General features: G+C 64.0%; 19 protein-coding genes. 13 read left to right on the forward strand and 6 right to left on the reverse strand.

All coding sequences use genetic code 11. The annotated features are described in order from the left end of the window. Positions 1 to 127 precede the first annotated feature (127 nt). From VIQ49_RS01160 to VIQ49_RS01185, 6 genes are all read right to left on the reverse strand, one after another. A complete protein-coding gene (locus tag VIQ49_RS01160) occupies positions 128 to 1,342 on the reverse strand; it encodes an HNH endonuclease (RefSeq protein ID WP_331880017.1) in 1,215 nt (404 codons plus the stop codon). Positions 1,343 to 1,448: 106 nt separating this feature from the next. Beyond that, positions 1,449 to 1,691: a hypothetical protein gene (locus VIQ49_RS01165; protein ID WP_331880019.1), complete on the reverse strand. Its 243-nt coding sequence runs from the start codon at positions 1,689 to 1,691 to the stop codon at positions 1,449 to 1,451. Positions 1,692 to 2,214: 523 nt separating this feature from the next. Next, entirely contained in the window at positions 2,215 to 2,637 is a 423-nt protein-coding gene (locus VIQ49_RS01170; RefSeq protein ID WP_331880021.1) for a carboxymuconolactone decarboxylase family protein, read from the reverse strand. Then, positions 2,634 to 3,548, reverse strand: coding sequence for an NAD(P)-dependent oxidoreductase (locus VIQ49_RS01175; RefSeq protein WP_331880022.1), 915 nt, complete (start codon positions 3,546 to 3,548; stop codon positions 2,634 to 2,636). The genes VIQ49_RS01170 and VIQ49_RS01175 overlap by 4 nt, the downstream gene beginning before the upstream one ends. Further along, the gene (locus VIQ49_RS01180) at positions 3,545 to 4,282 is read right to left on the reverse strand and encodes an SDR family oxidoreductase (protein WP_331880023.1); all 738 of its coding nucleotides are present in this window, start codon (positions 4,280 to 4,282) and stop codon (positions 3,545 to 3,547) included. The genes VIQ49_RS01175 and VIQ49_RS01180 overlap by 4 nt, the downstream gene beginning before the upstream one ends. A 12-nt stretch (positions 4,283 to 4,294) precedes the next feature. Continuing rightward, positions 4,295 to 5,761, reverse strand: coding sequence for an aldehyde dehydrogenase (locus VIQ49_RS01185; RefSeq protein ID WP_331880024.1), 1,467 nt, complete (start codon positions 5,759 to 5,761; stop codon positions 4,295 to 4,297). Positions 5,762 to 5,827: 66 nt separating this feature from the next. Here VIQ49_RS01185 and VIQ49_RS01190 point away from each other — a divergent pair, with 66 nt between their 5' ends. The 13 genes from VIQ49_RS01190 to VIQ49_RS01250 all read left to right on the forward strand — a co-directional run. Further along, the gene (locus VIQ49_RS01190; protein ID WP_331880025.1) at positions 5,828 to 6,418 is read left to right on the forward strand and encodes a helix-turn-helix domain-containing protein; all 591 of its coding nucleotides are present in this window, start codon (positions 5,828 to 5,830) and stop codon (positions 6,416 to 6,418) included. Further along, a complete protein-coding gene (locus VIQ49_RS01195; protein WP_331880026.1) occupies positions 6,415 to 7,632 on the forward strand; it encodes a cytochrome P450 in 1,218 nt (405 codons plus the stop codon). Before VIQ49_RS01190 ends, VIQ49_RS01195 begins: the two co-directional genes overlap by 4 nt. Then, positions 7,632 to 8,426: an SDR family oxidoreductase gene (locus VIQ49_RS01200; RefSeq protein WP_331880028.1), complete on the forward strand. Its 795-nt coding sequence runs from the start codon at positions 7,632 to 7,634 to the stop codon at positions 8,424 to 8,426. The genes VIQ49_RS01195 and VIQ49_RS01200 overlap by 1 nt, the downstream gene beginning before the upstream one ends. Beyond that, entirely contained in the window at positions 8,423 to 9,775 is a 1,353-nt protein-coding gene (locus VIQ49_RS01205; protein WP_331880030.1) for a cytochrome P450, read from the forward strand. The genes VIQ49_RS01200 and VIQ49_RS01205 overlap by 4 nt, the downstream gene beginning before the upstream one ends. A 14-nt stretch (positions 9,776 to 9,789) precedes the next feature. Beyond that, entirely contained in the window at positions 9,790 to 9,981 is a 192-nt protein-coding gene (locus VIQ49_RS01210) for a ferredoxin (protein WP_331880032.1), read from the forward strand. Between the two features lie 15 nt (positions 9,982 to 9,996). Next, positions 9,997 to 10,548: a nuclear transport factor 2 family protein gene (locus tag VIQ49_RS01215; RefSeq protein ID WP_331880034.1), complete on the forward strand. Its 552-nt coding sequence runs from the start codon at positions 9,997 to 9,999 to the stop codon at positions 10,546 to 10,548. Continuing rightward, on the forward strand, positions 10,542 to 11,813 hold the full coding sequence (locus VIQ49_RS01220; RefSeq protein WP_414731550.1) for a hypothetical protein: 1,272 nt from the start codon (positions 10,542 to 10,544) through the stop codon (positions 11,811 to 11,813). The genes VIQ49_RS01215 and VIQ49_RS01220 overlap by 7 nt, the downstream gene beginning before the upstream one ends. After that, the gene (locus VIQ49_RS01225) at positions 11,810 to 12,682 is read left to right on the forward strand and encodes an SDR family NAD(P)-dependent oxidoreductase (protein WP_331880036.1); all 873 of its coding nucleotides are present in this window, start codon (positions 11,810 to 11,812) and stop codon (positions 12,680 to 12,682) included. The genes VIQ49_RS01220 and VIQ49_RS01225 overlap by 4 nt, the downstream gene beginning before the upstream one ends. 640 nt (positions 12,683 to 13,322) lie before the next feature. Continuing rightward, positions 13,323 to 14,096: a TIGR03084 family metal-binding protein gene (locus tag VIQ49_RS01230; protein ID WP_331880038.1), complete on the forward strand. Its 774-nt coding sequence runs from the start codon at positions 13,323 to 13,325 to the stop codon at positions 14,094 to 14,096. Then, positions 14,093 to 15,799: an acyclic terpene utilization AtuA family protein gene (locus tag VIQ49_RS01235; RefSeq protein ID WP_331880040.1), complete on the forward strand. Its 1,707-nt coding sequence runs from the start codon at positions 14,093 to 14,095 to the stop codon at positions 15,797 to 15,799. Before VIQ49_RS01230 ends, VIQ49_RS01235 begins: the two co-directional genes overlap by 4 nt. Beyond that, the gene (locus VIQ49_RS01240) at positions 15,800 to 16,963 is read left to right on the forward strand and encodes an acyl-CoA dehydrogenase family protein (protein ID WP_331880042.1); all 1,164 of its coding nucleotides are present in this window, start codon (positions 15,800 to 15,802) and stop codon (positions 16,961 to 16,963) included. A 32-nt stretch (positions 16,964 to 16,995) separates the two neighbouring features. After that, a complete protein-coding gene (locus tag VIQ49_RS01245; protein ID WP_414731551.1) occupies positions 16,996 to 18,531 on the forward strand; it encodes an acyl-CoA carboxylase subunit beta in 1,536 nt (511 codons plus the stop codon). A 47-nt stretch (positions 18,532 to 18,578) separates the two neighbouring features. After that, the coding region (locus VIQ49_RS01250) for an acetyl-CoA carboxylase biotin carboxylase subunit (protein ID WP_331880045.1) at positions 18,579 to 20,016 on the forward strand (1,438 nt) is incomplete at its 3' end.

The following is a 20,016-nucleotide window of genomic DNA, read 5'->3' on the forward strand; positions in this document are numbered from 1 at the left end:
CTGCCGCCGCAGCCCGTCTGGGCGGCAGCACCACGACTTTCACACTGTGGAGTTGTCAATTTTCGTGCGCGGTCCCGGCGAGATGCCGGGTGCGACAAGGGAAGTCAGTGGCTCGACCGGCCAGGGGTCAGGCCGCGAGAGTCAATGTCCGCCGGTTGTAGGCCGGCAGCGGTCTTCGCTGCGGATCGATATCAGCCGGCGGGATCAGCCACGGATGCCCATCGAATCCCATGATCACGTCCCAATCGGTGTGGTGGACGGCCATGTGGCAGGTGCGGCACAGCAAGCATCCGTTGTCCAGGGTGGTGGCTCCGCCGTCCGCGAAGTGCACGATGTGGTGGCAGTCTGCCCAGGTCACCGAGTTGCCGCACTTCACGCAACATTCATCGCGGACGATGATCGCTTTACGCACCAGCCCGGTGAACAGTCGTTTGGGCGGACTCAGATCAATCGGGACCTGTTCACCGTCGAGGGTGATCGAGGTGATCGACGAATCACACGCCACCACTTCGGCAGTTGCTGCGGTGATCGGTCCCATCCACCGCAACGACGACATCTCTGGGTGATCGGCGGGCACGGTCATAAAGACCTCGGTCCGGGGCGTCGACACCACGTCCTGCCCGCCGCCGCCGCAATCCAATAGTTGGTGCAGTGCATCAGCGCGGCGCTGTGTGGGGGTGCGGGCATCGTCGCTGCCGTCGGGTTCGGGGCGGGGTTTGGACCAGGAATCCAAGGCGGAGAACAACTTCTCCCCGATCACCGCATCCACATCAAACTTGCCGACACAGCGACCCTCGGGATTGACGCCGTAGTCCAGACTGTTCGCCGAGCGGTCGTCGGCCGGCGGCAGGCCACCGGACTCGTTGGCAACCTCGTTCCCCACCGCGCGCGCGACCGCACCGATCTCCGACGGCGGCGACCCGGAGATGGCATGGCTCAACAGTGTCCGCTCGAACTCCACCCGATCCTCGCCAGACACCGGATCCTCGGACCGGTCGACGACGTGCCCAACACCCTTCACCACCGCGTCCACATGTTCCGAGGACAAGAATCCGTCCCGCGAATACCCCGAAGTACGATCCAAACCAGATAATCGTGAACCGATGCGTAGCCACCGATATGCCGCACCCGGTGCAGCGCCGTTGGCCTGCAACAACTTTGCTGTGGTCGACCCCGCTTTGCGCGCGATACCTGATTGATCGATCGCCGCCGCACACACCGCAAGCTGATGCTCGGTGGCATTGCGTACGGTGATCAGGTCTTTGGTCAGGGCCATCAGATCAGCGGGATCATCGGGGATGACCAGGTCGACCAGAGAGTCGACCACATCGAGAAGTCGCATCACAGAACACCCTCCAGGCAGAAAAACAGCAGGAAAGCTGACCAATTCTCTGGGGGAAGGTGGTGTAACGCGACTCGTCATATCTATTCGGTCAACTGTTCTCAGGCTACCGGATCGCACACATGTTCGCAAGGTTTGGTCTGGGTTTCTCGCTGATTCCGCATCGCTTGAACACGGTGAACTGGACAGCGGCATTCCGAAATGCGCCAGACCAGTCCATCCCGGTGATGGTGCGCTGAATGTTGAGCCCGTCCGCCTCGATCTGATCGCCGATCGTGGTGGCGCCGCCGGCCGCGGTGGGCAACTTGTCGAACGTGAAGCCGGACACTTGAGTCTTGGTCGGTCGCACGCGTCACCCCTGCGGGCGGATATTGAAGTCGCCCAGCGCTTCTAGACGCCGCGTGCTGTCTTCCTCAGCTGTCTGAAAAGTTTCAGCTGACTCGGTCAGAATCGAGGTCCATGCACTGATTCGCGAACGCACCACCTCGATGGGCGGTCACGGCCGTGCTGGCCGCTGTGGTCAAAGCCGTCGAGGTATTCGTGCCCGAAATGCCGGTTCCACCGAACCGCATGGAACTCGTAGCTGTGTCGGGCGAGACACGGAAAGACGGAGCGTTCGGTTCCCGACCCAACCCAGCGGTTGACCCTGCTCGCGAGAACGCCCTGGCGAACCACCTAGATGAGGCGTTTGGATGCGGCTGCGACAGCAGTTTGGATGGATCCGACAGAAAGCCGTGATGCTCTGAGAGCATCACGGCTTGCTGATCGTGAATGTGGAGGTACGGGACCTGCCTACCGCGCGCTTGAACAGCTCATCCCGAGCGGATGGTGTGGCATCCGGCGCACGAAGCTCTACCGCTTCGTAGAGAAGGTCATGTCGTCTTGTTCTGCTTTGCGAGTTTGGCTTCGTGCTTCGCAATGACGGAGCCGAACATCATGTTGAACCTCGAACCCTGGGGCCAGCCCACGTAATAGCAGAGGAACAGCGCGATTTCGAGGAGTTCGTCGCCGGTGAGCTCGTTGTTCGCGAGCGCCGCCCCGGCCTGGATCTCGGCCACATCGGACTGCCCGCTCGCGGCGAGAACGCCGAAGAGGATCAGTCGACGATCCCGGATGGTCAGGCCTTCGCGGTTCCACACGTCGGCGAACAGATGCTCGGTGAGATAGGCGAAGAAATCACCAGGGCCATCCTGCATCTCGAAGCCGTACACCTTGGCCATCGTGTCCAGGCCTTTTTGGCGCAGCTCCGATGTCGGCGGCAATTCACCGTTCGGCGATGCCTTTTCGCTTGTCATTTCTGTTCCTTTCCACTGGTCGAGCTCCGCTCCGCTGCGTCTCCGCCCACGCCCAGACCGTCGGCGAAACGGTCGAGAGCTATTTCTCCCAGTGGAAGGTCTACCCCCAGTTCACCGCCCAGCGCCAGGGCGAGACCGAGATCCTTCTCGCCGAGGTCGCGGACGTGACTGAGGATGTCGTACCAGAAGTCGTCCGGTGGGATCGGAGCCGTGTTGTCCCGCAGGATGATCGAGCCGGCGCCGCCGGTGATCGCGTCGGTGTGGCGGACCACCTTGCCGAGCTTGATGACATCGATGCCGGCGGCTTCTGCCAGCCTCGCTGCCTCGGTGGCGGCGGTGAACGAGACGAAGTGCAGCAGGTTGCGGGCCAGCTTCATCTTGGTTCCGGCGCCGATCGGGCCCGCGTGGATCAGCATGTCGGACATCAGCGAATACGGCGGCTTCAACTTCAGGTAGGCCTCACGCTCACCGCCCACCATGATCGCCAGACGGCCTTCCTTGGCGCCGCCGGCACCGCCGGACACGGGTGCGTCGACCAGCGAAACCCCCTGCGCGGCGCACACCTTCTCCAGATCGATCGCGGTCTGCGGACCGATCGTCGAATGGATGGCGATGACGGTTCCCGGCGCAGCGGTCTCGAGGATGCCGTTCGTGCCGGCGACGACGGTGTTGACCTGCGCGTCGTTGAGGACTGTCACGCCGATGACGGTGGCGGTCTTGGCGACCTCCGCGGGGGACTCGGCGCGGGTCGAACCCTCGACGGTGGCCTCGGGACGGGTATCGCAGACCACCAGGCCGCCCGGCCATTTCGCCAGACGTGCGGCCATGGGTGCACCCATGTTGCCCAGTCCGATGAATCCGACGGGTGCATTGTGTTCCGCGGAGGCGTCAGAAGCCTGTTGTTCGCTCATGATCGGATGATCTGTCCGCCGTCGACGTTGAAGATCTGTCCGGTGATCCAGCCGGCCTCGTCGGAGAGCAGGAACAGACACATGCCCACCAGGTCGTCGGGAGTTCCCATGCGCGACAACGGGAGTTTGCCGACCATGTCCTTGACCATGTTGCTCGGTGTGGTGGAGCGGGTGGCCTCGGTGTCGATCGGCCCGGGAGCGATCGCGTTGATGCGGATACCGGAACCACCGAGTTCGGTGGCGAGCTGCTGTGTCAGGCCGTTGACCCCGACCTTGGCCAGACCATAGAAGCCGCTGTACAGCCATGCGGCGGTGGAGGACTGGTTCACGATGGCGCTGCCGGGCTTCATATGTCCGTAGATCGCCCGGGTCATGTTCAGTGCGCCGTCGAGGTTCACGCTCATGAACTTCTTGTAGTAGTCCCATGGGACCGTGATCAGGAAGTCGAGCTGCATGCCGCCGTAGATCGCGGCGTTGTTCACCAGGTAGTCGATCTGGCCATAGGCTTCCAGCGTGGCGGTCGCCAGGCCCTGTGCCGATTCCGGTTCGGCGACATCGGTGTTGACGTACAGCCCGCCGATGTCCGCGGCCACCTGCTTGCCGGCTTCGTCGTTGAGGTCGGCGACCACGACGTTGGCACCCTCGGCAGCGAGCCGGCGGGCGTAGACCTCGCCGATACCGCCCGCAGCGCCGGTGACAATCGCGGTCTTGCCTTCAAATCTGTTGTTGCTCATCGGTCGATCTCCTTATGCAGGCGTTGCTACCGCTTTGATTTCCAAATATTCTTCGAATCCGGCCACGCCCATCTCGCGGCCGATTCCGGACTGCTTGTAACCGCCGAACGGGACGTCGGCGGAGTACCAGATGCCGCCGTTGATGCCCATGGTTCCGGTGCGAACTCCGTCGACGACCTTCTTGATCCGATCCGGGTCGGTGCCCCACACCGCGCCGGACAGGCCGTAGGGGGAGTCGTTGGCGATGGCTATCGCGTCGTCATCACCGTCGTGCGGGATGATCACCAGTACCGGCCCGAAGATCTCTTCCTGCGCGACGCGGGCCGAGTTCTCCAGCCCCGAGATCAGGGTCGGTTCGATGAAGTAGCCCTTGTCCTTGTCGGCCGGTCGTCCGCCGCCGATCTCGATCGTGCCCCCTTCGTCACGGGCCAGTTGCAGATAGCCCTCGATCCGCTCACGCTGGCCGGCAGAGATGACCGGACCGCAGATGGTTCCGGGATTCGCCGGATCGCCGGCCGGAAGTCCGGCCATCCCGGCCTTGACCAGTTCGATTGCCTCGCTGTATTTTTCGCGCGGCACCAGCATGCGGGTGGTCAGTGCGCAGCCCTGACCGGCGTGGGTGACCACTGAGAACGCGGCCATCGAGCAGGCCGAGCCGAGGTCGGCGTCGTCGAGGACGATGTACGCCGATTTGCCGCCGAGTTCGAGGAAGACGCGCTTGAGGGTCTCGGCCGCGGCGATCATCACCTTCTTACCGGTGGCGGTTGACCCGGTGAAGGAGACCACGTCGACCCGTGCATCGGACGACAGCAACGCCCCGACGCTGTGATCACTCGACGTGACGATGTTGATGACACCGGGCGGGAAATCGGTCTCTTCGGCGATCACCTTGCCCACCAGCGCTGCACACCACGGTGTGTCGGGTGCGGGCTTGAGGACCACTGTGCAGCCGGCGGCGAGCGCCGGACCGATCTTCGCGAAGTTGATCTGGTGGGGGAAGTTCCAGGGGGTGATCGCGCCGACCACGCCGGCCGCTTCGCGCTGCACGGTGCGGTTGGTCTTGATCCCCATCGGCTTGGCGCGACCGAGGTCGGTTTCCCACTCGTAGCTCTCGGCCAGGTCGGCGAAGTAGCCCAGGTCGGCGATGGGTCCTTCGAGCTGCGGACCGGAGGTCAGGAACGCCGGTGCGCCGACCTCGGCGATGGTGATCTCGCGGAGTTCTTCGATGTGACCCTGCAGTGCGTCCCGGAGCTGTCGCAGGCAATGTGCCCGGAAGCTGTGGTCGCGGGACCAACTGGTGGTGTCGAACGCGGTCCGGGCGGCGCCGATGGCGGCCTCCATGTCCCCGGTCGTGCCGTCAGCGGCGTGTCCGATGACCTCTTCTGTTGCCGGGTTGATGATCGCGAACGTACCACCCGATCCTGGTACCAACTTCCCGTCGATCAGCAGTTCGGAGCTGGTTTCGGGTCTGAGCGCCATTGCTGGTCGCCTCCTTCTGGACAGGTGTCTGGACGTCGGTTTGAACGTAGTGTAACGTCAGTGTCCATGTCCAGTCCTGTTTCTTTCGAATCCACTCGTCGCCGGCTCACCACAGCGCAGGCAGAGACCGTCGGCAAGCTCACCGCCGCGGCGATCGAGGTGCTCCGTGAGGACGGATATGACGCGCTCACGGTGAGGTCGGTCGCCAAACGTGCAGGGGTGGCTCCGGCCACCGCGTACACCTACTTCAGCTCCAAAGGGCACGTGGTCGCCGAGCTGTTCTGGCGGCGGCTGGCCGAAAGCATCGTCGAGCCTGATCCGGCAACTCCGCGGGTGGATCGGGTGTCCGTGGTGCTGCGAGCGGTGTCGCTGGCCGTCGAAGACGACAGTCACCTCGCGCGCGCGGTGACCGCATCACTACTGGGATCCGACCCCGACGTCGAGCACCTTCGATTGCGCATCGGATTGCTTATCCGCCAACGAATTTCGGATGCGCTTGTCGGTGACAGCGGCGAGCCGGTGAACGAAGCGGAGCTGGAAGCTCTTGAAATGCTCTACTCCGGTGCTCTGGTTCGCGCCGGAATGGGTTACGAATCGTATTCCGCCATTGCCGATCGGCTGGTTGCCGCGGCAAAACTACTGCTGGAGAACCGATGACCGCGCAGACGCAGCTTTCCTTCGACCCCTACGACTACAACTTTCACGAGGATCCGTATCCCACCTACGCCCGCCTGCGTGCCGAAGCGCCGGTCTATCACAACGCGGACATGGACTTCTGGGCGTTCGCCAAGCACGAGGACGTCCGCAACGGATTCCGTGACGCGACGCGGCTGTCGAACAGCTGGGGAGTCTCGCTCGACCCCGCCGCGTACGGACCCGATGCACACAAGTCGATGTCCTTTCTGGCACTGGATGATCCGAAGCACATGCGCATCCGCAAGCTGGTGTCGAAGGGGTTCACGCCCAAGCGTGTTGCCGAACTGGCCGACCGGATCGGTGAGCTCACACAGCAACATTGGAGCCGCTGCCTGGAGATGGGTGAGTTTGACTACGTCACCGAGTTCGCCGGACTTCTGCCGATGGACGTTGTCTCCGAACTGCTCGACGTGCCGGTCGGTGACCGGGCCCATCTGCGCACCCAGTCCGATCTGCTGATCCATCGGGACGAAGGGGTTTTCGACGTCCCCGAGGCAGCGGTCCTCGCGTACTTCGAACTGCATCGGTACTACTCGGAACTGCTTGTGGCGCGCCGCAAGAATCCTGGCACCGACCTGGTGTCCGCACTGCTCGATGCCGAGATACTCGACGACGAGACGGGAGAGAAGACCCGCCTCACCGAAGACGAGATCATCGGCTTCATGATCCTGATGATCGTCGCCGGCAACGAGACGACCACCAAGTTGCTCTCCAACGCGGTGTATTGGGGCTGGCGGTTCCCGGATCAGCTGGCGATTCCGATGGCTGATCACGAAGCTGTGCCGCAGTGGACGGAAGAGACTCTGCGATACGATAATTCGACTCAGATCGTGCTGCGCCGGGTCATCGAGGACGTCGAGTACGGTGGCTACACGATTCCTGCGGGGCAGCGGGTTCTGCTGCTCCTCGGGTCGGCCAATCGCGACGAGGACGTCTTCGATGATGCCGACCGTTACGTGATCGGCCGGGACAGTGCACAGACACTCACCAGTTTCGGCCTCGGTACCCACTTCTGCCTCGGCGCGCATCTGGCGCGGCTGGAGGCGAATGTGGCGCTTGCCCAAATCGTGGAGTCGATCAACCAGGTCGACATCGACATCGACAACGCAGTCCGCGTGCACTCGGTCAACGTGCGTGGATTTGCCTCGCTACCCATGAAGGTGAAGGTGCGCTGATGCCCCGTTTCCCAGCTCATCCCGATCGTCGTCCGGTGATCGTGGCCGGCGCGTCGTCCGGTATCGGCGCCGCCACGGCCGTGATGCTCGGCGCGGCCGGATATCCGGTTGCACTGGGCGCCAGGCGAGTTGGCAAGTCGCAGGAGTTCGTCGACCAGATCATCGCGGCCGGCGGTGAAGCGGTGGCATTGCCGCTCGACGTCACCGATGTCGACTCGATCGACGAGTTCGTCACCAAGGCCGAAGCGCAACTCGGCCCGATCGAGGTCGCGGTCTCCGGGGCCGGCGACCTGGACCCGGGGCGCGCCCACGAACTGAGCAATGACGATTTCGCCGCCCAGATCGACATCCACCTCCTGGGAGCCCAGCGGCTGTTCCGCCGCGTCGTCCCGGAGATGATCAAGCGCAGACGCGGTGACTTCGTCTTCGTCAGCTCTGACGTCGTCACCTGGCCCCGACCGCAGATGGCTGCGTACGTCGCAGCCAAACGCGGTGTCGAGGGTCTGTCCGACGTCGCGCGAATGGAGCTTGAAGGCACCGGTGTCCGGTCCAGCCTGGTCCGACCGGGCCAGGTCATGACGGGCATGGGCATGAACTTCACACCCGAGGTCGCCGAGTCGGTCCTCAATGACTGGGTTCCGTGGGGCCTTGCCCGTCACGGCAACTTCTTGAAACCAGAGCATCTCGCAACAGCCATCACGACCATCGTGTCCATGCCTCGAGGAGCCCACATGCGCCTGGTCGAGGTTGAGGCCGAAGCTCCCATCGAACGCAGTGAAGGAGACAAATCATGACCCTCACCAAGCCGAAACGTGTATCCGGTGGCGAAGGCGAACACGGCCACCTCGACGAACTCGCCAGCGACCCGATCGGGCTGTTCTGGCGGGTTCGTGAGGAGTGTGGTGACGTCGGAGTGTTCCAACTCGCCGATCGAGAAGTCGCCCTGGTTTCCGGCGCCGCCGCCAGCGAGGTGTTCTTCCGCGCATCGGAAGAGGACCTCGATCAGGCCGCCGCCTACCCGTTCATGACACCGATCTTCGGTGAAGGCGTGGTGTTCGACGCCAGCCCTGAACGTCGCTCGGAGATGCTGCACAACCAGGCGCTCAAGGGTGCCCACATGAAGCAGCACGCCATCACGATTCCCGAGGAGACCGAGCGCATCATCGCACGGTGGGGCGACGAAGGCGAGATCGACCTGCTGGAGTTCTTTGCCGAACTGACCATCTACACGTCGTCGGCCTGCTTGGTGGGCAAGAAGTTTCGCGAGCAGCTCGACGGCCGGTTCGCGCATCTGTACCACGATCTGGAGAAGGGCACCGACCCGATCGCCTACGTCGATGCCTACGCCGACATCGAGAGCTTCCGTAAGCGCGATGCCGCACGCGTCGGCCTGGTTGCGCTGGTGCAGGAGATCATGGACACCCGGCTCGCCGGAGAGCCCCCGACCGACGAAGATCGCGATCTGCTCGACGTCCTGATCTCGATCAAGGACGAAGAAGGCAACCTCCGGTTCACCGCGGACACGATCACCGGCATGTTCATCTCGATGATGTTCGCCGGTCACCACACCACGTCGGGTACTGCGGCGTGGACGTTGATCGAGCTTCTCCGCCACCCGGATTACATGGCCCAGGTCACCGCAGAACTCGACGAGATCTATTCCGATGGAGCCGAATACAGCTTCGGAGCCATGCGACAGATCCCCAAACTCGAATCGGCACTGAAAGAAGCGCTCCGGCTGCATCCGCCGCTCATCGTGTTGATGCGGGTGGTTCAGAACGAGTTCGTGGTCGAGGACTTCCAGCTCGAGCCCGGCCAGTCGATCGCGGTCTCGCCGGCCATCTCGAACCGTCTGCCCGAGGATTTCCCGAACCCCGACAGCTTCGACCCGGATCGCTATCTCGAGCCGCGTCAAGAAGATCTGGTGAACCGGTGGACCTGGATCCCGTTTGGTGCGGGCCGACATCGTTGTGTTGGTGCACAATTCGCGATCATGCAGCTCAAGGCGATCTTCTCGGTGCTGTTGCAGAACTACGAGTTCGAGATGGCCCAGCCGTCGGAGTCGTACAAGAACGATCACTCGAAAATGGTTGTGCAGCTCGCACAACCCTGCAAAGTCAAGTACCGCAAGCGCAGTAGCTAGTGCCGGAGGATCTCGTGAGAATCGAAGTAGATCTGGACCTGTGCCAGGGCCATGGGATGTGTGAGATGGAAGCTCCCGATATCTTCGAGGCCGAGCGTGATTCGGTGAACCTCCTTGACCCGCAACCAGATAGCAGTCATTCGGCAGACGTGGAACGTGCTGTGCGTTACTGTCCGACCCAAGCCCTCAAAATCGTTGAAGAATGAAAGTTGGTTATTGACATGTCATTTGAACGCGCTGAACTGGACGAGATGGTTGAGCGTTGGCTGCAGGCCAATGTCGATTGCGAGAAGACCGGCGACTGGCGCCCACTCGCGGAGTTCTACACCGAAGACGCTACCTACGGGTGGAACTACGGCGCCAAACACGATTTCATGGCCATCGGGCGCGATCAGATCCGTGACTACGCAATCGGATACGAGATGGACGGCCTCGACGGCTGGACCTACCCGTACCAGTCCTGGGTCATCGACGAGAAGACCGGCGACATGATGGGCCTGTGGAAGCAGATCTTCGAGGCCACCCGCGAGGACGGTACTCACTACGGCCTCGAAGGCATCCAGGGCAGCTGGTTCAAGTACGCTGGCAATTTCCAGTGGGGATGGCAGCGCGACTTCTTCGACTACGGGAATGTCACGGCGCTGTTCATGGAGATGATGACCGACGGTGTGATGAGCAAGGGGATGCAAGGACGTATCGACCGCGTCCTCAACGCCAAAGAACTGCTGCCCGGCTGGTATCCACTGGGTAAAACGCCCGTCGAGATGTGGTGAGCATTGCGATGTCGTATGCCGAACTCGATCGCGCGACTCTGGCCAGGCTGCTGCCGGAGTTGCTTCTGTCGGGACAACTGATAGACCGTTCCGGTATGGCGCACTGCATCGGAGCTTTCGGGCGAGAAACCATGGCTCAGATCGCGATCGACGAGTGGATGTCGGCGAGCCCCGTCTACACGAAGCGGATGCGCTCGGCCCTGAAGATCACCGGCGACGGTGTGGCGGACATGTTCAAATGTCTGCAACTCGATATCGGTGCACCACCACAGTTCATGGACTTCCGCTACACGATCCACGACGAGTATCACGGTGAGTTTGTACTGAATCACTGTGGCGCACTGATGGATGTCGAGCCGATGGGGGACGACTACGTCACCTCGATGTGTCATGACATCGAGGATCCGACGTTCGACGCGACCGCGATCGCCACCAACCGGCGAGCGCGGATTCGTCCGATCCACCGTCCGCCACGTCGTCCGGCAGATCAGCACCCGCACTGCGCGTGGACAGTGACCATCGAACCCGACCGCGACGAATTGCCGTTGCCGGAGGGGTCGATCATCATGGGTACCACGCGGGCCGCCAACGTCGAACTGTCCCCGATCACAGCGGGTGGGGAAGGCCATAACAACTACATCGGAGCAGTCTGGGAAGACCTGCGATTCGCCGACTGGTCGCATTCGGCTCTGATTCGAATGGCGGAAGAGGTTGCGCTGCAACATCAACTACTCGCATTGGGCTTTGCGATGTCGGTGCGGGAGAAGTCCGCGAGCGAAGCGCAAGCCGATGAGATCTTCCGCAAGCAGTTGACCGGGATCTCAGGTCTGAGCGCCGATCGACTCCGCCACTGCCTCGCAGTCGAACCGGACGCAGAAGGGCTCGCGGCCGTCCTGCGGATACACCCGATTCTCGGACCCGAGCAGTACGTCGGGGCGCGGATCACGATCAACGGCGAAGGGGCACAGCGATCGGTTCAGCTGCGGCTGCCGGGGAACTCCGATGCGATCGCCGACAACGGCTGGATCGCATTCATCGACCCCGAACATCTCGAGCCGGTTTTGGCGATGGCGTCGGCAGTACATCCCACGTGGTCTGCCGTCACCGGTCATCGCGACGGGGAGGACCTGGTGATCGACATCGCCCGTGGTGCGGCGATCAAGGAATCGGGTGAGGTTGCCATCGCGCGATTCAGCAGTGGCGCCACTTTCGAGTTCGCGGACCGTGGGATCCCGCTCTCGATCACTCCGGTCTCGGCAGGGTGAGTCCGCAGGCACTCGCGGGCAAGCGGGCCGTGGTCGCCGGTTCGAGTCGGGGGATCGGACTGGCGGTGGCGAGCAAGCTTGCCGCCGAAGGTGCGTCGGTGGTGGTCAACGGCCGCGACGAGTCGACCGCGAAGGCCGCCGCCGCGCAGATCGTCGGTGACGGAGGTGTTGCGGTCCCGGTGGGCGGCAACGCAGCTGACGAGGCGACAGCCACGCGGATGGTGTCCACGGCGATGATCGAGTTCGGTGGTCTCGACGTGGTGATCAACTGCGCAGGTGTGGCCGAGCCCGATGGATCGTCGATCCTGACGATGAGCAGCCGGGACTTCTCGGCACAGCTCGACGCTCACCTGGTGAGCACGTTCGAGCTGGTGCGCGCGGCGGCTCCGATACTCACCCGTCAAGGGTCCGGTGCGATCGTCACCACCGGATCGGCGGCGTCGGCGGGCAACTTCGGTGGAACGGGATATCCGGCAGGCAAAGGCGGCGTCAACAGCCTGTCGCTGGCACTGGCCGCAGACCTGCGGCCCCACGGTGTCCGGGTCAACGTCGTCTGCCCGGGTGGCAAGACGAGGTTGTCGACCGGAGCCGGATACGAGACGCACATCAAAAGCCTGTTCGAGCGGGGGCTGCTCGACGAGTTCACCCGGGACGCCGCGTTGAATCCGGCACCGCCGGAGTTCGTTGCTCCTTTATACGCCTATCTCGCCAGCGATCTGGCTACCGGCATCACCGGTCAGATCTACAGTGCCGCAGGTGGATTCATCGGTCGGTACCCGGCTTTCGAGCCGGAGTTCGTGGCGTACCGGGGCCATGAGGACAACCCGCCGTACACACTCGAGGATGTACACGGCTTTCTCGCCGGTTGAAGGTCATGGTCCGGCGCGTGATAGGCGTGTTCTGACGACGCTGACCAACGACCCCATGGAAGTGCTCGGTATCGAGTACGGTCTTCGACAGTGCAATCGAGACTGTCACTGTCGGTCCCGAGCCCGGTGAAACTCGGGAGTACGGCCGCCGGTGCCGGCCGCATGGTCGGAAGCGCGGATGGGCACGGTATGACGTCCGCGGAGCTTTCCGATGATTCGGGCGCAGTCATCTGTGTGGCGACCGGACGCGGTGTCCTGGTGAGCCGCGCGACCGGCGAGAAGCCTGCCCGGGAGACCGGACGGCTGGCCGGTGCAGGTCAACGCTATGTTGTGGTCGACATCTCGGTGAGCTTCCTCCCATCTCCCGCCCTCGATCAGGGTGATCTGACAGTCTCGGTGAAGCAGGTCAAGTCGGGCCGACGCATCTGCTCGGTCATCGCAACCATGCTTCAGTCAGGCCGTGGTCGCCCGGGCAACCGCCGACGCGACCGCCATCTGATCCGCCGATCGGGCACCACCCTTGGTCGACCGCACGGTCGGCGGGTGGAAGGGCACGCTCGGGGGTGGGGTAGGGCCGGGGACGGAGAGAAAACAAGCGCAACTGCTTGCTTTTGTGTTCGGCGCGTGTGATGCTGGCCGCGTGAGCATCGTTGCCGAACTTGTGGCCGAGCTGTCCGCGGAGACCGAGGTTGTCGACGGAATGGTCTCCGGACTGGACGAGAGTGGCTGGAACACACCAACTCCCGCTGCCGGATGGGCGATCCGTGAACAGATTGCGCACCTGTCCTGGACCGACGCGCAGGCAACCGCTGCGGCCACCGATCCGACGGTGTTCGACCAAGTCCTGGTGCAGGCCTGGCAGGATCCGACCGGCTTTGTCGATGTCGCCGCCCGCGACGAGGCACGAAAGCCGTCGTCGCAGCTGCTGGCAGACTGGCGGCACCGACGCCGCGCTCTCGCCGACGCACTCATCGAGGTTCCCTCGGGAAAGAAGCTGCCCTGGTTCGGGCCGCCGATGTCGGCCGCCTCGATGGCCACGGCCCGGCTGATGGAGGTCTGGGCGCACGGCCTGGACATCGCTGATGCACTCGGTGTTGTCAATCCACCGAGCCCGAGGCTCAAATCCGTTGCTCACCTGGGTGTCCGCACGCGTGACTTCGCATATCAGGTCAACAACCAGACGCCCCCCGCCGAGGACTTCCGGGTAGAACTGCAGGCACCCGACGGCTCGACGTGGACGTGGGGCCCGGAAGGCGGGGCCCAGCGGATCACCGGCCCCGCACTCGACTTCTGTCAGTTGGTCACCCAGCGGCGCAGCCCACGTGACCTCGACATCGTTGCCGTCGGCGACGACGCCCGCCACTGGATCACCATCGCGCAGTGCTTTGCCGGACCCGCCGGAGGTGGACGATGATCCAGGCCATTCGGATCGGCAACGCCTCCGGTTTCTACGGCGACCGGTTCTCTGCCATGCAGGAAATGCTCACCGGGGGCGACCTCGACTGCCTGACGGGCGACTACCTCGCCGAGCTGACGATGCTGATCCTGGGCCGCGACCGACTCAAGGATCCCAAGACCGGGTACGCGAAGACCTTTCTGCGGCAACTCGAATCCAGTCTGGGCACCGCGATGGACGCCGGCGTCACGATCGTCAGCAACGCCGGTGGAGTGAACCCCGCGGGACTCGCCGCCGCGATCGGTGCACTGGCGGAGAAGCTCGGGCTCGCACCGAAGATCGCGTACGTCGACGGCGACGACCTCGGAGACCGGGCGGCAGATCTGGGCCTCGGTACGCCTTTGACGGCCAACGCCTATCTCGGAGGTTTCGGAATCGCGGCGGCGTTGCGTTCGGGTGCTGACATCGTGGTCACCGGCCGGGTCACCGATGCCTCGCTGACCGTCGGTCCGGCGGCGGCGCACTTCGGTTGGTGCCCTGACGATCTGGACCAGCTGGCCGGCGCCGTCGCGGCCGGGCACATCATCGAATGCGGAACGCAGGCCACGGGCGGCAACTACTCGTTCTTCACCGAGATCAACGACATGGGGCACCTGGGGTTCCCGATCGCAGAGATCTCGGCGAGCGGGGACTCCGTCATCACCAAACACGCCGGGACCGGCGGTGCGGTCACCGTGGGCACCGTCACCGCGCAGTTGCTCTACGAAGTCGGTGGCCCCCGGTACCTCGGTCCGGACGTGACAACCCGGCTCGACAGCATCACCCTCACCGATCTCGGGGACGACCGCGTCCGGGTGAGCGCCGTACGCGGAGAGGCGCCGCCAGAGACACTCAAGGTGTCGCTCAACCACCTCGCCGGATTCCGGAACGAGGTGACGATGGTCCTGACCGGTCTCGACATCGAGGCCAAAGCCGAACTCGCGCGTGGCCAATTCGAAGCCGAGCTGACCACCCGGCCGGCTGATCTGACCTGGACCCTGACGCGGCTCGACCAGAAGGACGCGCCCACCGAGCAGCAGGCCAGTGCGTTGCTGCAGTGTGTTGCAAAGGATACCGATCAGAAGGTGGTGGGGCGCCAGTTCTCCTCGGCTGCAGTCGAGTTGGCGTTGGCCAGCTACCCGGGTTTCACGATGACCGCTCCACCGGCTGCCGGCTCGCCCTATGCAGTGTTCGAGGCCGGATACGTTCCGGCGCACGAGGTCAGCCATACCGTGCATCTCGCCGACGGGACCACGCAGGTGATCGAGCCGCCGTCGGCGACCGGGTCGGTGCCGTCCGAACCGGTGGCGGCGTCGCACGCTACGATATCGGGCACTCACTGGGGGCCGACGCGCGTCGCGCCACTGGGCGAGATTGCCGGAGCCCGCAGTGGCGACAAGGGTGGCAACGCCAATGTCGGTGTGTGGGTGCGCAATCGAGAGCACTTCGACTGGCTGGCAGCGACCCTGACCACCAATCTGTTCACACAGCTGATCCCGGAGGCGGAGGCTCTCGAGGTCCACCGCCACGAACTACCCAATCTTTTGGCCCTGAACTTCGTGATCGACGGGATACTCGGCCGCGGTGTGGCCGACAACGTCCGGTTCGATCCGCAAGCCAAGGGACTCGGGGAATGGCTGCGTTCGCGCCACGTCCCGATCCCGATCCGATTTGGAGGATAGATGAAAGTCCTTGAGTCCAAGGTGTGGAACACTCCGCAGCGGCAGCAGCTCCGCCAGTCCGTCCGGACATTCGCCGAGCGGCACATCCTGCCGTTTCAGGATGAGTGGGAACGCAGCGGTGAGCTGCCGCTCGATCTCCACAAGCAGACCGCTGCGGCCGGATTGCTCGGATTGGGCTTCCCGGAGGCCGTCGGCGGCTCCGGAGGCGACCTCATCGACGCCACCATCTGCGGTGAGGCACTGCACGGAAGTGGCGTTGCGGGCGGCGTCTTCTCGTCGCTGTTCATCTGTGGGATCGCGCTACCCCACCTGATCGCGGCGAAGGACCCTGAGCAGATCGACAAGTGGGTGATCCCCACACTTGCGGGGGAGAAGATCGGCAGTCTCGCGATCACCGAGCCCGGTGGCGGCAGCGACGTCGGGCACCTGACCACCTCGGCTGTCCGCGACGGCGACGACTTCGTCGTGAACGGCTCCAAGACGTACATCACCTCCGGTGTCCGTGCCGATTTCGTGGTGACAGCCGTCCGGACCGGAGGCCCGGGCGCCGGAGGTGTCTCGCTGCTGGTAATCGAGAAGGACACACCGGGGTTCACTGTCACCCGCAAACTCGACAAGATGGGCTGGCGCGCATCGGATACCGCTGAGCTGTCGTACGTCGACGCACGGGTTCCGGTTCGCAACCTGGTGGGCGCCGAGAACTCCGGGTTCTTCCAGATCGCCGGCGCGTTCGTCACCGAGCGGGTGGCGCTGGCCGTCCAGGCCTACGGAAGTGCCCAGCGATGCCTCGACCTCACCCTCGAATGGGTCAGGAGCCGGGAGACGTTCGGCAAGCCGTTGATCGCCCGGCAGTCGGTGCAGGAGTCCGTCACCGAGATGGCGCGCAAGATCGATGTGGCGCGGACCTACACCCACGCGGTGGTCGATGCGGCGGTGGCCGGCGAGACAGACCTGATCGCGGAGGTCTGTTTCGCCAAGAACACCGCCGTCGAAGCCGGAGAATGGGTGGCGGACAAAGCGGTTCAGCTCTTCGGCGGTGCCGGCTACATGACCGGCACCGAGGTCGAGCGTCAATATCGGGACATGCGGATCCTCGGGATCGGCGGCGGTACCACCGAGATCCTCACCGGTCTGGCGGGCAAGCGGCTGGGATACCACACATGAGTATCACCGAACACGGATCGGCCACCGAGACGATGCTCACCAAGATCGGTGAACTGGAGGCGCTGTTCGCCCAGGCCCTGGCCGGTGGCGGCGAGAAGAAGGTCGCGCGCCACCGCGAACGCGGCAAGCTGCTGGCGAGGGAACGGATAGAGCTGCTCATCGACGAGGACAGCGCCTTCCTCGAACTCGCTCCGATCGCGGCGTACGGATCCGAGTTCCCGGTGGGTGCGTCCATCGTCAGCGGTATCGGCGTGGTGGAGGGAGTCGAATGCGTGCTCGTCGCCAACGACCCCACCGTTCGCGGCGGGACCTCCAACCCCTGGACGCTGCGTAAAGGGTTGCGGGCCAATCAGATCGCGCTGGAGAACCGGCTGCCGTTGATCAACCTGGTGGAATCCGGCGGAGCTGATCTGCCGACGCAAAAGGAAGTGTTCATCCCCGGTGGGGCCATGTTCCGAGACATCACCCGGTTGTCGGCGGCCGGCATCCCCACCATCGCACTGGTTTTCGGCAACTCCACGGCCGGCGGCGCCTATCTGCCGGGGATGTCGGATCACACGGTGATGATCGAGGGGCAGTCCAAGGTCTTCCTCGGTGGCCCGCCGCTGGTGAAGATGGCGACCGGCGAGGTCAGTGATGATGAGTCGCTCGGTGGTGCACAGATGCACGCCCGCCAGTCCGGTCTGGCCGACTACTACGCCAGCGACGAGCAGGATGCGATCCGGCTCGGGCGGCGGATCGTCGCCCGGCTCAACTGGCGCAAGCAAGGACCGGGTCCGGTGGCAGCGTCGATCGACCCGAAGTTCCCGGCCGAGGATCTGCTGGGCATCGTTCCCGGCGACCTGCGGATCCCGTTCGATCCGCGCGAGGTGATCACCAGGATCGTCGACGAGAGCCTGTTCGACGAGTTCAAGCCCGAGTACGGTTCGTCGTTGTGTACCGGATGGGCGCGAATCCACGGATACCCGATCGGGATCCTGGCCAACGCACAGGGTGTGCTGTTCAGTGCGGAGTCGCAGAAGGCGACCCAGTTCATCCAGCTGGCGAACCGCTCCAACACTCCGTTGTTGTTCCTGCACAACACAACCGGGTACATGGTGGGACAGGAGTACGAGCGCGGGGGCATCATCAAGCACGGTTCGATGATGATCAATGCGGTGTCGAACTCGACTGTCCCGCACATCTCGATGCTGATCGGTGCCAGCTACGGTGCCGGGCACTACGGGATGTGCGGTAGGGCGTACAACCCCCGCTTCTTGTTCACATGGCCGAGTGCCAAATCCGCGGTGATGGGTGCAGCCCAGCTGGCCGGCGTGATCTCGATGGTCTCCCGCAGTGCCACAGAAGCCCGCGGCGGCACCGTCGACGAAGAGGCCGACGCGGGGATGCGGGCCATGATCGAGGCCCAGATCGAGAAGGAGTCGATGCCGGCGTTCCTGTCCGGCATGTTGTACGACGACGGCATCATCGATCCCCGTGACAGCAGAACCGTTCTCGGACTGTGCCTCTCGGCGATCGACAACGGACCCGTTCAGGGGACGAGCAACTTCGGCGTTTTCCGGATGTGATGGGTGATGATCAAAACGATGTTCGACAAGGCTCTGGGGTGTGGTCGGTGACTATCGAATCAAGCGTGACCTGCGTGCTTGTTGCCAACCGGGGTGAGATCGCCCGGCGGGTGTTCGCCACCTGCCGCAGGCTCGGGATCGGTTCCGTCGCGGTGTATTCCGATGCGGACTCCGGCGCTCCCCATGTGGGGGAGGCCGACGTCGCGGTGCGGCTGCCGGGCAACATCTCCGCCGAAACCTATCTCGATTCCGCTGCGGTGATCGCCGCAGCTGTGGCCGCGGGTGCCGATGCCGTCCACCCCGGTTACGGATTCCTGTCGGAGAACGCGGAATTCGCCCAAGCGGTGCTCGATGCCGGCCTGACCTGGATCGGGCCGGATCCCGCCGCGATCGCCTCGATGGGATCAAAGGTCAATGCCAAGGCGATGATGAAACGCGCCGGCATCCCCACCCTGGACAACCTCGATCCGGCCGCGGTGACCGCTGACCAGTTGCCGGTCCTGATCAAGGCTTCGGCCGGTGGCGGCGGACGTGGCATGCGCCTCGTCCGCGACCTGGACCAACTCACCGGACAGGTGGAGGATGCCCGTCGAGAGGCGTTGTCGGCGTTCGGCGACGACACCGTGTTCTGCGAACCGTTCATCGAACGCGGCCACCACATCGAGGTTCAGGTGCTGGGCGACCACGCCGGCACGATGTGGGCCGTCGGTGAACGCGAGTGCTCGATCCAGCGCCGTCATCAGAAGGTCATCGAGGAGGCGCCCTCGCCGCTGGTCGATCGCATCGGAATCGGGCTGCGCGACAAGTTGTTCGATGCTGCCCGAGCCGCCGCGTCGGCCATCGGATACACCGGGGCCGGAACCGTGGAGTTCCTCGCCGACGACGACGGCAGGTTCTACTTCCTGGAGATGAACACCCGCCTGCAGGTGGAACACCCGGTGACCGAGGAGACCACCAAACTGGATCTGGTCGCCTGGCAACTGCAGATCGCTCGCGGCGACCTGCTTCCGGCGCATCCACCGGAACTGCAGGGACATTCGATCGAGGTCCGGCTGTACGCCGAAGATCCGGCGGCCGACTGGCAGCCGCAGTCCGGGCAGTTCCATCGGTTCGCGGTGGATGCCGACGTTCGGTTCGGACGGCTCACCGAACCCGGTGTGCGCGTCGATTCCGGCATCGTCGACGGCGGTGAAGTGTCGACCTTCTACGATCCGATGCTGGCCAAAGTCATCAGCTGGGCGCCCGATCGGAACTCGGCGATCGACATCCTGGCGCGCGCGCTGGCATCGGCCCAGTTGCACGGACCCCGCACCAACCGCGACATGCTCGTGAACATGCTGCGTCACAGAGAGTTCCGCAGTGGTGACACGACCACCAAGTTCATCGAAGAGCTGGGTCTCGATGTGCTCGCGGCTCCGCTCGCCGACGGCGGCCGCGTGCGTCAGGCCGCCGTTGCTGTCGCGTTGGCGGACGCGGAGGCGAACC

Origin of the sequence: Williamsia sp. (genome assembly GCF_036566845.1) — a bacterium.
Lineage (GTDB): Bacteria > Actinomycetota > Actinomycetes > Mycobacteriales > Mycobacteriaceae > Williamsia.

Excerpts from the sequence above, each read along its gene's own strand:
- VIQ49_RS01185 (WP_331880024.1), bottom strand. The coding sequence starts at position 5,761 with ATGGCGCTCAGACCCGAAACCAGCTCCGAACTGCTGATCGACGGGAAG.
- VIQ49_RS01160 (WP_331880017.1), bottom strand. The coding sequence starts at position 1,342 with ATGCGACTTCTCGATGTGGTCGACTCTCTGGTCGACCTGGTCATCCCC.
- VIQ49_RS01235 (WP_331880040.1), top strand. The coding sequence starts at position 14,093 with ATGATCCAGGCCATTCGGATCGGCAACGCCTCCGGTTTCTACGGCGAC.
- VIQ49_RS01205 (WP_331880030.1), top strand. The coding sequence starts at position 8,423 with ATGACCCTCACCAAGCCGAAACGTGTATCCGGTGGCGAAGGCGAACAC.
- VIQ49_RS01215 (WP_331880034.1), top strand. The coding sequence starts at position 9,997 with ATGTCATTTGAACGCGCTGAACTGGACGAGATGGTTGAGCGTTGGCTG.
- VIQ49_RS01240 (WP_331880042.1), top strand. The coding sequence starts at position 15,800 with ATGAAAGTCCTTGAGTCCAAGGTGTGGAACACTCCGCAGCGGCAGCAG.
- VIQ49_RS01175 (WP_331880022.1), bottom strand. The coding sequence starts at position 3,548 with ATGAGCGAACAACAGGCTTCTGACGCCTCCGCGGAACACAATGCACCC.
- VIQ49_RS01245 (WP_414731551.1), top strand. The coding sequence starts at position 16,996 with ATGCTCACCAAGATCGGTGAACTGGAGGCGCTGTTCGCCCAGGCCCTG.
- VIQ49_RS01170 (WP_331880021.1), bottom strand. The coding sequence starts at position 2,637 with ATGACAAGCGAAAAGGCATCGCCGAACGGTGAATTGCCGCCGACATCG.
- VIQ49_RS01180 (WP_331880023.1), bottom strand. The coding sequence starts at position 4,282 with ATGAGCAACAACAGATTTGAAGGCAAGACCGCGATTGTCACCGGCGCT.
- VIQ49_RS01190 (WP_331880025.1), top strand. The coding sequence starts at position 5,828 with ATGTCCAGTCCTGTTTCTTTCGAATCCACTCGTCGCCGGCTCACCACA.
- VIQ49_RS01195 (WP_331880026.1), top strand. The coding sequence starts at position 6,415 with ATGACCGCGCAGACGCAGCTTTCCTTCGACCCCTACGACTACAACTTT.
- VIQ49_RS01200 (WP_331880028.1), top strand. The coding sequence starts at position 7,632 with ATGCCCCGTTTCCCAGCTCATCCCGATCGTCGTCCGGTGATCGTGGCC.